This window comes from Infirmifilum lucidum, assembly GCF_014876775.1.
Taxonomy (GTDB): domain Archaea; phylum Thermoproteota; class Thermoprotei; order Thermofilales; family Thermofilaceae; genus Thermofilum; species Thermofilum lucidum.
In genome coordinates this window covers 661839-673565 of sequence record NZ_CP062310.1, presented here as the reverse complement: position 1 = coordinate 673565, position 11727 = coordinate 661839, and the positions used below count along the sequence as shown (strand labels likewise).

12 protein-coding genes are annotated in these 11727 nt (G+C 51.7%); 6 read left to right on the top strand and 6 right to left on the bottom strand.

All coding sequences use genetic code 11. The annotated features are described in order from the left end of the window. Positions 1–9 precede the first annotated feature (9 nt). Genes IG193_RS03715 through IG193_RS03705 form a run of 3 tightly spaced genes read left to right on the top strand, consistent with a single transcriptional unit; the run spans position 10 to position 3281 of the window. A complete protein-coding gene (locus tag IG193_RS03715) occupies positions 10–831 on the top strand; it encodes a DUF7347 domain-containing protein (RefSeq protein WP_192819547.1) in 822 nt (273 codons plus the stop codon). Continuing rightward, entirely contained in the window at positions 831–2159 is a 1329-nt protein-coding gene (locus IG193_RS03710; RefSeq protein WP_192819546.1) for an RsmB/NOP family class I SAM-dependent RNA methyltransferase, read from the top strand. The genes IG193_RS03715 and IG193_RS03710 overlap by 1 nt, the downstream gene beginning before the upstream one ends. Before the next feature lie 33 nt (positions 2160–2192). Further along, positions 2193–3281: an SPOUT family RNA methylase gene (locus IG193_RS03705; protein ID WP_192819545.1), complete on the top strand. Its 1089-nt coding sequence runs from the start codon at positions 2193–2195 to the stop codon at positions 3279–3281. Here IG193_RS03705 and IG193_RS03700 read toward each other — a convergent pair. The 5 genes from IG193_RS03700 to deoC all read right to left on the bottom strand — a co-directional run bounded on the left by IG193_RS03700 (position 3268) and on the right by deoC (position 7000). Beyond that, positions 3268–3564 (bottom strand): transcriptional regulator, encoded by a 297-nt coding sequence (locus IG193_RS03700; RefSeq protein WP_192819544.1) that lies wholly within the window; start codon positions 3562–3564, stop codon positions 3268–3270. The two genes, IG193_RS03705 and IG193_RS03700, sit on opposite strands and share 14 nt — an antisense overlap. Before the next feature lie 22 nt (positions 3565–3586). Next, positions 3587–4000 (bottom strand): Zn-ribbon domain-containing OB-fold protein, encoded by a 414-nt coding sequence (locus IG193_RS03695; protein ID WP_192819543.1) that lies wholly within the window; start codon positions 3998–4000, stop codon positions 3587–3589. A 1-nt stretch (position 4001) separates the two neighbouring features. Next, positions 4002–5168, bottom strand: a complete 1167-nt coding sequence (locus IG193_RS03690) for a thiolase domain-containing protein (protein WP_192819542.1) — start codon at positions 5166–5168, stop codon at positions 4002–4004. Further along, a complete protein-coding gene (locus IG193_RS03685) occupies positions 5169–6215 on the bottom strand; it encodes a hydroxymethylglutaryl-CoA synthase (protein ID WP_192819541.1) in 1047 nt (348 codons plus the stop codon). Between the two features lie 62 nt (positions 6216–6277). Then, a complete protein-coding gene (deoC, locus tag IG193_RS03680) occupies positions 6278–7000 on the bottom strand; it encodes a deoxyribose-phosphate aldolase (protein WP_192819540.1) in 723 nt (240 codons plus the stop codon). Between the two features lie 47 nt (positions 7001–7047). Between deoC and uppS the strand changes: the two genes are divergently transcribed. From uppS to IG193_RS03665, 3 genes are all read left to right on the top strand, one after another. Continuing rightward, positions 7048–7833: a polyprenyl diphosphate synthase gene (gene uppS / locus IG193_RS03675; protein WP_192819539.1), complete on the top strand. Its 786-nt coding sequence runs from the start codon at positions 7048–7050 to the stop codon at positions 7831–7833. Between the two features lie 170 nt (positions 7834–8003). Continuing rightward, complete coding sequence (locus IG193_RS03670; protein ID WP_192819538.1) at positions 8004–8438, top strand: hypothetical protein; 435 nt, start codon at positions 8004–8006, stop codon at positions 8436–8438. A gap of 1 nt (position 8439) precedes the next feature. Beyond that, positions 8440–11049: a carboxypeptidase regulatory-like domain-containing protein gene (locus IG193_RS03665; protein WP_192819537.1), complete on the top strand. Its 2610-nt coding sequence runs from the start codon at positions 8440–8442 to the stop codon at positions 11047–11049. On the opposite strand, the gene IG193_RS03660 is transcribed toward IG193_RS03665, so the two are convergent. Beyond that, complete coding sequence (locus IG193_RS03660) at positions 11046–11726, bottom strand: diacylglycerol/polyprenol kinase family protein (protein ID WP_218042174.1); 681 nt, start codon at positions 11724–11726, stop codon at positions 11046–11048. The two genes, IG193_RS03665 and IG193_RS03660, sit on opposite strands and share 4 nt — an antisense overlap. Between the last annotated feature and the right edge of the window lies 1 nt (position 11727).

Below are 11727 nucleotides of genomic sequence, written 5' to 3'. Positions count from 1 at the left end.
TTGCAGGTTATGCAGGGGTTACAGCCGGATCCTGATCTAGAACAAGTCTACATGATCATGGGCAACCCTTACATGAGGGCTATACTGCGAACCGTAGGCGAGAAGGGTGAAGTGTCGTTCAGCGAACTAAAGTCTGCTGTTGGCACGAGCACTGGTAACCTCTATTACAACCTCGACAAGCTCAAGGGCTTCATCACGAAAAACGACAGGAGGAAATACGTATTAACCGATAAGGGGGTTAAACTCTACAAATTCATACAGGAGAACGAAGTACGCATTAGGTCGCTGATGTCCGAGAGAGGGGGCTTTCACGCCGTCTTCGAGAAGTATATCGCCCCCATACTGGTTCCAGAGAGCCTCGCGTCATTCCTCTACTCTGAGGTAAAGCCATCATTCGTCATGATGTTCGTGTACCTCTTCTCGGTAATCCTAGCCTCGGTGCACGGTAGCTTTATATGCTTCGGCTTAGACCAGCTCTTCCCTCCACCCACTCTAGGCGTAAGAGTAGCCTTGACTCTCGCGGGCTTGGTGATACTAATACTGGCGCTCGAGGCTCCCTCGAGGCTAATGGGCGGCGAGCGCAGGATAGGGGTCGACTACATAGCTACCCTCCTCACTTCAACTCTGCCTCTAAGCTTCTTAGCTCTGGTGCCGCTAGACGTCTTCCACCTAAACCTCCTGTTCAGGGTTATCCAGGTGGTGGTTATTTGCCTCCTGACAGCTACCCTGAAAGTGTATAAACGCCTCCCAGCGGAGAGGGCTTTCATCTCTGTATTCACGGCGTACTACGCCAGTTACAACCTTGCGCTCATCATCCAAAGGTTTTTCTGATGAGCCCGTCACGTGGCATAGACACGATACTAGACAGCCTAACACCCCTAGTCTTCAGGGCAAGTACTAGGATACTTGAACTCATCTCCAGGCACTCCCTGTCAATAGACTCTGCCTTCCACGAGGCCATGGGGGAGTTTAGACTGAAGCCAGGCGAGCAGGGAGCCGTCTACACGTTAGCTAAGAGGACGCTCGAGAACATAGGACCAGCTATATACGCCCTTGAGAAGTATGGCAAGAGCGGCCTTCCGCTACGCAGGAAGGCAGCATTTTACATAGCCTTCTACCTAGCCCAGCACTCTCCCGACATCCAGAAAAAACTCAGAGCTGTCAGAGGCGGGTTATTGAGCGACAGCCTGCTAGGCATCCTATCCCCGCGCAATATCGAGCAGATTTTCATGGAGATAGAGGAGCAGCCAGTCTCGTTCCGCCTGGCATACCTTGAGAGCATACCACCTCTAATTGTAAAAACACTCCTCACTAGGACTGAGTTGAAAGAAGTGAAGGAGATTTTAAAGTCGTTTAGGCGGAGGCACGTGTGGGTAAGGGTTAGCGATCCCGGCAGAGTCGAGTACGTGCGAGAATTCCTAGAGCAGAGGGGGTTAAGGGCCAGAGTCGACGTCGACTTCCCCTATCTGCTAGAGGTCGGTGCGCCGAGCGAGGGGCCTCTACCAGAGCTACCTCTGGGAGTGGCAGTGTACCAGGACAAGGCCAGCGTGGCCGCAGTAGAAGCTCTCCTCTCGCTCAGCCCTCAAGGCCTCGTCGTTGACCTCGCCGCTGCGCCGTGTATGAAGTCCTCCTTGATATGTAACAGGGCAAGAGAAGTAGAGCTCGTTGCCGTGGACGTCTCGGAAAAGAGGCTTTCATTCTGCAAGAAGATAATGAGCAGGGCTCACTGTAGCTCCCACCTTATATGTGCTGATGGAAGGGTGTTTTCTTCGACGAGGCCGTTCGACGCGGCCATCGTAGACGCTCCGTGCACTAATAGCGGCGCAATATCAAGGGATCCGGGCTTAAGGCTCTCGTTGTGGGGCCTGAGGAGAGAGGATCTGGAATACCTCAAGCAGACACAAACATCTCTACTCAGGAACGCGCTAAGGGCCTCTGGGCGACGAGCACCTGTTCTGTACTCGACTTGTTCTGTCTTGCCAGAAGAGGGCGAGGATGTACTAGGAGAGTTGCAGGCAGACTTTGTAAGTCTGAGGCCTACTCTACCTCCAAGACTCGAGCGCGAGCTGGTTAGGCCCTGCGAGGGCTGCTATAGGCTCTACCCCCACCTCCACAAAACCGATGGCTTTTTCTTTGCAGTAATCAGTAGAGCATTTTAAGCCCACCTGATTACTGGCTTAGCATGTACGAGCATGAGTAGCAGGCCGTGCCTAGTAGTGACCACCCACCTCGACCTTGAGAGGGTAACGGCGAGCAGGATAAGGGAAGAATTCGGCCTGGACGCCGAGCCTTTACCTGCAGGCTTTCAGGGACTCGTCCTTGCGTATTGCCGTGAAGGTGATCCAGATACACTGGCCGAGAAGGTTGCTTCGCGAGTAGTGGAGGCTGAGAGAGTCCTCCCCGTACACGAGCACGTAAAAGCCAGTTTGGACGAAATATGCGAGGCAGTCAAGAAGATCGCCCCTCAGAGGCTAAAAACCCACGAGAGTTTTGCGGTGCGCACGGAACGGAGGGGGCGTCACAGCTTTACCTCTCTTGACGTCAACGTTAGAGCTGGAGCCTGTATACAAGGCCTCGTAGGCAGTCCTGTTGATCTCGAGAACCCTGACAAGATATTCTGGGTCGAGATACTGGGAGAAGAAGCCTTTATCTCCGTTACGCCTGGCACAATAATCTGGAAGAAGAACTACGAGAGGAAGCCTGATGCTCTAAAATACCTCAGGAGAATAGTAGTGGGGCAAGTACCTTACATTGCCGAGGGGGACGCCTCCTATAAAGTCGGCGTCCGCATCGGGAGGTCTGTCCAGTCGTTTGAGATTAGAGAGCTCGTCGTTACGCCGTACACCCCCACAGAGGCATCACCTCTCGCCAGGTTCATTATAGGCCTCTTAGAGGGAATTGAGTCGCGGTACAGGATACAGGTCAAGACGTACGGGAGGAGCGTTCACCGAACCCCCGTGTCTCTATTCGACCTCTACCAGCTTGTAAGAGACTATCGTGAGAGAGGAGTGCCTATACTCGCCACATCGACTAGAGGTAGGTACATCGGCGAAGTAAGAGATGTCCTCAGGAACGTTTTTAGGAGGAGCGAGAGAGTACTAGTCCTGGTAGGATCACGTGAAGGACTACCGACAGGTGTATTGCGTCTATCCGACCTAGTGATAGACGTCATGCCTGGTATTACCCTGGCAACAGATATAGCGGCTACGTCGATACTAACGGCAATATCCAATGTTCTTGTAGAGGAACAGAGCAAGACGCAAGTCTCTAATCACGCCTAATTAGAATGAAGCTCGGCTGGGTAATTCTCTCGCTCTTACACCGTGGGCACTTGCCCGGCCTCCAAGCGCTGTCCAGCTCCTTGAACACGTACCCACAGTCGCGGCATATCGGTGGACGCATGGCCAGGTAAGCCTTGTTGTTCGTACGCCTCCTGATAGTCTTTGCCGCGTGGTTTATGTCGTTCAATAGCCTCTTTGCCTCAGAGTCTCGTAGAGAAAGCATTGAAAGGAGTTGGCGCAGGGTGAACTCTACACCGGGGTTACTGAGAAAAACTTCTATCAATTTTTCGCGTGTAGTCTTTTCCTCATTCGTTGCTTACCACTGGTCTAAACTTTATGCCATACTCTATTATTCCTTTTTCCCCCTGTTCTCTGTATTTTCTGAAGACAGCCTCTACACGCATCCCCTCGCGGACTTCGTCTGGCTCCACATCTGTTATTTGCGCAGGCACAAGTGTGCCGTCGTCTAGCCTAACTATAGCTACGATGTACGGCGCCTGGCTGACAAACTCTGTTGGCGGCGACCTAACAACACTGAAGGTTTCGATTACGCCGGTCTCGGGTAGTTTCTTTTGCTCGACGTTCTCCGAGCCGCAGACCGGGCAAGCTTTCCTGTATGGGTAGAACGTCTTTCCGCAGTCTTTGCACGCTCCTCCAATTAACCTGTATTTTATTATTCTCTCACGCCAAACCCTTGGGACACTCCTCATATACGACATCTTACCTCACCCTCTTCACGACGTTAACAACAACTGTTCCCCCGACGCCGCCAACATTCTGGGCAACACCCACTTCTGGGTCAGGAACCTGGTTCGCGCCGGCCTCGCCACGCAGTTGAACAACCAGGTCGTAGACCTGGTACACCCCTGTTGCTCCAACAGGATGGCCTCGCGCCTTGAGACCCCCCATGGTGTTCGTCGGGATGTCTCCGTCCTTCTCAAGTTGCCCCTCCTTGAGTAGTCTCCAGCCCTCTCCCTTACGGGCGAACCCTAGATCCTCTAGGTGTATCACGCCGAGAACCGTAAACGCGTCGTGAACCTCTAGGACGTCTACGTCCTTTACTTCTATGTCGGCCTGCTTGAAGGCGGAGCCCTTGGCTTTCACAGTGGCGGCCAGTGTCGTGAGGTCAGGCCTGTCGTGGAGACTTAAGATGTCTGTTGCCAGCCCGCTCCCAGCTAACTCGATGAGAACATCCTTGCCAAGCCTCCTTGCCTTTTCCTCAGAGCACAGGACTAGGGCGGCGCTCCCGTCTCCTAGGGGTGCGCTTTCGAGGAGCCTTATTGGATCCGCGACAGGGGGTGACTTGAGCACTTCGTCGAGAGTTACAGGCCTAGGGTACTGCGCAAGGGGGTTATTCGCAGCATAGTTGTGGTCGTGAACGGCGAACAACGCAATATCCTCCTGTTTCGCTCCAAACTTTCTCATGTAGGCCCTGTAGACTAACGCGTTTAGGGCTACAAACGAGAACCCTGCGAAAGCAACGTATTCCTGGTCTTCTGCCATGATCAATGCGCTTGTAACGTCGCTAGTTGTAGCTTCCGTGAGCTTTTCAACCCCGACGGCAAGTACGCAGTCGTAGATACCCGACTTCACGGCCAGGTAAGCGTTGTGTACTGCGGCGCCACCACTAGCACAGGCAGCTTCGATCTTGTTGGCGGCTACACCCGGTATACCTAGCCACGTCGCGATCAGAGAGCCCAGGTGCTCCTGGCCCTGGAGGTATCCGGAGGACATGTTTCCAACAAAAATAGCCTGGATGTCGCGTTTCGATATGCCCGCGTCCTCGATTGCTTTCCTCGAAGCATCAGCAGCCAGCTCACGCAGTGAGAGATCCCAGTGCTCGCCTATTTTCGTGGCACCAGCCCCCACGATATAGACTCTCCCCACTCAAACCACCCCTTGAATGAACCTCCGGTACTTGAGGTAAAAGGCGTAATCCACAAACTTCGCCCTTGAGACGTAGTAGGAGACCTTGGGTGCCAGCTCCCTCCTCTCCTCTATTCCGTCCCCAACAATAATGCTCATGGCGTCAGAACCTGCTCCACTACCGAACGAGACTACGAGTATCCTCTCGCCTGGCTTCGCGTGGTCTAGTACGTTGGCCAGGCCTATAAGAGACGCGGCCGCATAAGTGTTCCCTATTTCCCCGGCGAGGAGGCCGAGCTTCAGTTGCTCCTGCGTGAATCCCAAGACTTGTGCCATCCTCTGCGGGAACTTGACGTTAGGCTGGTGGAATACTACGTAGTTGAAGTCGCTGGGCTTCAGACCTGTCTCCTCCATCAACCCCTTTGCGGCACTCTCGATGTGGTGAAAGTATGCAGGGTCTCCTGTAAACCTAAACGTATGCATCGGGAACTTCTCGCCCTCTCTACGCCAGAAGTCAGGCGTGTCTGTCACGTAACTGTACGTGTGCTCGATCGTGGCGACAGAGTCCTTGGAGAGGGGGCCCAGAAGGTACGCTGCCGCTCCAGCAGCGGCAGTGTACTCGAGCTCGTCGCCGGGCCTGCCCTGAGCGGTATCTGTTCCTATACCCATGCCGTACTTGATGACCCCGGAGGAGATTAACGCGGCCACGCTGATTATAGCGGTCGTCCCGGCCTTGCACGCGAACTCCATGTCTATGCCGTAGAGCTTCCTTGAAAAGCCTAGAGCTTCAGCTATTACTGTGGCTGAGGGCTTTACGGCATATGGTGGACTTTCAGAGCCAATGTAGAGGGCTTCGACCAGGGAGGGGTCTATACGGGCTCTCTTCAGGGCGTTTTTCGCGGCCTCATAGGCCATCGTTAAGGAGTCTTCATCGGGCGCCGGCAGGCTTTTGGCCCTTATGGGGGCTTTTTCCCCTCCTTTCGTATGTACTCTCGCAATCTCTTTGGCCTCGATCCTGTAGACGGGTATGTACACTCCGTAACCATAGATCGACGCTATTCCTTTCATCTCCTGTGACCAGCTGGATAAATGAACTTGTGGTATAATAATTTTTCACACTTGTTGTTCTTCTATACGTTATTTGTCGAAATCCTTTGAATATCGCTTACTATCTGGGTGCTACTACTAGTCCCTATCCTGTCCGCGCCAAGGAGGTAGAAGTACAGCGCCTGCAGGCCGGTTCTAATGCCGCCCGCGGCTTTTATGCGTGTCGATGTCCCTGAAACTGCGCGCCTTATAACTATTATGTCCTCTGGAGTAGCCCCACGCGGGCCGAAACCCGTAGACGTTTTGACGAAGTGAACTCCAATCCTCGAGAGTTCCCTCGAGACGTTATAAATAGTACTGGCGTCCAGGAAGCCTGTCTCGATTATTACCTTGAGCACTCCCCCATGCTCCTTTACTACCTCGAGGAGACGTTTTGCCTCTTCAACGGCCTCCGACGTCATGCCACTGCGGAGTAAGGAGATGTTGATAACAGCGTCGACCTCGTCTGCACCGCTCTCAAATGCCTCTCTCACCTCTCTCTCCTTTACCTCGGTCGGAACGTTCCCGTGCGGAAAGCCTACAACTGTTACCACTCTTGCTCTCTCACCCACAATCCGCCTGGCTTTTTCGACGAAAAATGGAGGGATACAGCACGCATAGAAGCCATATTCTAAAGTTTCTCTACAGGTTCTCTCTAGTTCTGCCACCGATGCCTCTGGCCTCAGATTCGTGTGGTCGATCATGCTCTTTATGCTTTCTACAAGATCCCTAGCGTCCTCGATGCGGCGGACAAAGACACCTTGCATAACTGTTATTATTGCCGACCTTTACAAAAAGGTAGTGGTGTGCATCAGTGTGGCGGTCTCTTGTAAGGGCACTCGGAGTCTACAAGATCTATGAGCGCTTACTTGAGAGAGAGGTCAAGAGTGGAAATATTCCAAATCACGTAGCGTTCATACTCGATGGCAATAGGAGATGGGCTACCTACAGAGGGCTACCACCGTGGCTAGGGCACCGCTACGGGGCTGAGAGAGCCGAAGAAGTGCTGAAATGGTGCTATGACTTGGGGGTTAAGACAGTGACCCTCTACGTTCTGTCAACAGAAAATCTACAGAGGAGGAGTAGGAGTGAGGTAGAAGAAATCCTGAGTCTACTCGAGGAGAAAATCAAGCAGCTAAAATCCTCCAGAGAGCTCGAGAAGCGGCGAGTCCGCGTGAAATTCATAGGAGACTTGAGCCTGCTTCCTGAAACTATAGTGTCCAAGATTAAAGAGCTGGAAAACTACACATCCAGATTCTCCGACAGGTTCCTCAACATCGCCGTGGCCTACGGCGGACGCAGAGAGATAGTTGAAGCCGTGAGACAACTCATAAAGGACGTAAAAACTGGCAAGCTATCAGAGGAAGACGTGGACGAAGAAGTATTCCAGAGGTACCTGTACACGGGCGACCAGCCTTACCCAGACCCAGACCTTGTTATCAGGACAAGTGGCGAGGAAAGGATAAGTAACTTCCTGTTGTGGCAGATAGCTTACTCGGAACTTGTTTTTCTCGATGTATACTGGCCAGATTTCAGGAAGATAGACCTACTCCGCGCTATAAGGGTATACCAGTCCAGGCACAGAAGATTTGGGAAGTAGGAAGTTAACAGTCGGTGGAAGCTGTTGTCGTAGGCTGGCATGCATTTCTCGAAGTCTTTCATTCAAAAGGACGTCGGCGGAGAGTGGCAGCAGTGAGCGGGGGGTGCTCTGGGTAGAGTCAATACACGTTAATTTTTTTAAACATATTAAGGCTTTAAAAGTGGGTGGCCGTGTCCTACAACATTTACCAGTTTAATAGCTTTGATGAATTACTGAGGTACATTGAAGCCGAGATAGCAACCATCCAGGGCACTCTCCAGCAACTCGAGCAGCGGTATGAAGCCGTGCGTGTGAGAGCTGAGCGTATGAAAGCGCTGGAGAGAGTTCTCGAAGACTTACTGGGCGAGAAGCTCTCCTCGCTCAACGAAATCGACTATATGGGGCTAAAAGTCGTCGTCAACGCGAGAGCCGTTGACGAGTTGAACGTGCTGGAGGAGACGATAGAGTCTCAGAGGGAGTCGCTTGAGGCCCTATCCCGCGTGAGAGAGATTCTATACAAGCTGGGAAGCTCCCTGTCGTCCGGAGAGGAGCTAACAGGTATATCTATTGTCGTTCAGACATTAAATGGGATACCTGTTAGGATACTCTTGAAGGAGACCGAGTAGTATGGTAAGGCAAGTAATCCTAGTGCTACTCCTGCTAGCAGCATTGTACGTTGCTCAGCATATGTTCTCTACACCGGTATATAGCTATGAGATAAGGTCTTTCGGGGCACCTGTGGAAGCATTCCTGCCAGCTGGGAGTAAAGCCTATATAAGCTTCTCTAACGGCTCGCTGGCTTTAATAGATTTCAACGCTGGGAGCACCATTTCCAGGGTGATAAAACCTATAGGGCTAGACGTTGTTGGAATGTTCTATAATGCATCTACGCTAGTAATAGTAGACTCTTCAGGTACAGTTATTGTCATAAACTCATCCACTTTAGAACCCCTGTACTCGCTCTCCGCTATAGCGAAAAGCGATGAAGTCTACGTATCCCGCGCGTCCTTAAGCCAAGATGGAAGGTTTCTCGCCCTAGACATCGTCTACACAGTGAAGAGCGCAAAACTCGATAGGCTCGTGGTTATAGATCTCTCCAGGAGGAATAGGGTTTTCGAGAGAGACGTGAACTCTAACGACGTCCTGTGCAAAATATTCTCCCTAGATTTCTACCAGAGATACCTCGTAGTAGAGACGATAGATACTCTCTGCGAGTTGTGCCAACTCACAGACAACAAAATCGAAGTTTACAGCGTTACAGCCAGCGGCGTAGTCAAAGTGGCTTCTCTGCAGACAGGCCTGACAACAAAAGCCGTGGGAGCAGGGTATGTAGTAGCGCAACGGGTTAAGGATGATGGTGGGCAACATGAAACCTTCGTTCTGTCACTGCCGGATCTTAGAATTCTCGCAGATAGGGGAATGCAACCTATAGCCCAGATTGTTCCGCTCGGTAGCAACTTCGTAGTAGTATTCTGGGACGGTACTACAAGCCTCTGTGATGCCTCTCTCCGCTGTACAAACTTCTTCTCGATCCCTACCAAACGTAGCGTGAGAGTTTTCTCGCAGAACCTAATAGCGATATTTACCGTAAGTGACGTGCTCCTCTACGCCACAGACTATAGAAACCCGCCAGTACTTATAGGCAGATACCAGATAGACTGGCCCAGTCTCTCGTGGGATCCTGTCGAGAGCAGGAACTCAGAGCAACTGTTCATAGCGAAGTACGGGAATAACTATTTAGTCTTCCTTTACCCGCTGGCTAGATCCACCGTATATATTAGGGTTGTAGACCGAGACGGTGCACAAATCAGTGACGCAAACGTGAACATAGTATCTGGGGGCAGTAGCTACAGCACTTTGACAAACTCTACAGGATGGGCAAAGCTAATAGTCCCGCCTGGCAATTACACCGTTGAGGTGCTCAAGCAAGGGTACTCCGAGAACAAGTTCTCGCTAACGGTTAACCAGCCGACAATAGTATTTGAGACCAGGATGGATAGAGAGCGGCCTAAAAGGTTCCTGCTTGTTGTTAGGGTTGTAGGCGAAAGGGGGGAACCTATACCTGGAGCTAGAGTAAGTATTAGCGGATCAGAGGCTTATGAGCTAACAACACCTGCGTCTGGAGAAGTCTCAATAGACCTCCTAAAGGGGAATTACTCGCTGAGAGTGCAGGCACCCCTATACATTTCTCAGTCCCTCAACTTCTCCCTCGAACAAAACAGAAACCTGACTGTAACGCTGAAACGGGAAACCTTCAACTTAACGCTGCTTTCTCCTAGAGAGACCTCCCTCAAGGTAAAGATTTCTAGAATAGACTCCCCTAGTTCACCTGTTGTTGTTGGTGTCGAGCAGGGGCTGGTTAAAACAGTAAAGCTGGAAGCCGGTAGCTACCAAATGTCCATTGTGGAAACACCGGGGAACTATACGTGTCGGCTGAATGCGTCTACAATTGTGTGGCGCACAGGGCTAGACAATCTCGTAGTACGCGTGGAGTGTAGCCTTATCAAAACGGGCGAGGAGGCGCACTTGGCCGAAATCCTTGCACGCATAGGCAACGAGACACTAGTTTCCAGGAGGGTGAGCAAGAGCGTGAGTCTAGGGAGCATAACTCTCTACAATGGACAGCAACTAGACCTCGCCGAGGCTTCCTGGAACAAGATCCTCGTAATAGAGTTGTTCTATACACAGTGCACGGGCTGCAAGTACCTTATACCTCTCCTGAAGAGGCTCTCAGAGAGGAACGATACAGTCGTTGTGTCCATAACTGTTTCGCAAACTGATACGCCCGATATACTTAAGAGATACTCGCTAGATAACAACATAACCTGGCCTATTGGATACGATGATGTAAGGATAGCAAGCCAAGTGAACGCGACCTCCTTCCCCACAGTCCTTGTAATCAAGGACGGGAGCCTAGTTCTCGTAGGCATAGGGGCGAAGAAAGAGCTTGAAGAGGCTCAGAACAAGTACGCCTCTCTACTCAACTCTACCGGCCTGCCCTCTATTTTAACCGCTGGCAGAGTCGTGGCGCCGGAAACCTTAATAATTACAGGTCTTTTTCTCCTTGTACTATCGATTATAGCGGGTGGTGGGAATGCCGGCGAGAAGAGACAGGAGAAAGAGGCTGGTCTCAGCCCTTATACTGGCAATATTCGTCCTCTCAGTAGTAGCCTACGTAGCGATAACACTCAAGCCTTAAGGCTAGCGGACGAAGTACTGGGAGAAACAACTTTTTAGAGCGGGCAGTGCGGGGGCGCGCCCAGCAACATAGCAGTAGTGGTTGCGACAACCGGGACTGTCAGGTTATCTTCCGGTGAGAAGTATTCCGACACTACCGCAAGAAGCGACACTACTATGGCCTGTAGGGCACTGCTACCGCTAACAACGAGTAGAGAGGCATATACGAGGAAAGCCACAGCCTCCCCTCCCAGGCTCTTACCCCTATGCCATATTGCCATACTAGAGATCGACGCTACAGTGTCGACTACAGCGAGAGCCGTGATACCGTAGAAGGTGTGGCAGGGATCCACGAGGAGGCTTATGACTGCGCCTATCATCCCGTACAGTAGGCCGACATATCCCTCTCTTTTCTCGTAATCTCTCTCAAGTAACGAAAGCTGCCTCTCGATAAAGCCGTGGAACTCGTCTATAGCCTCTTCAATCACTGCGAGAGGCATCCTTGTCTTCTCTCCAAAACTGTCGACGAACTTGTGTAGCTCACTCGAAAAGTTCTCAAGCTCTACCCTAAGCTTAGATCTCCTCACAACTGCACTATTGATAAGGGCTGCCGCTAAGAGCCCAAGAGAGTAGTAGACGCGGATATCTAGGGGTTCGGGGAGGTGGAGGATGAACGGGCATATAAGGAGAGAGCTCAAACCCAAATGGACTATCTTGCGGTAAATCTCCTTCATCAAG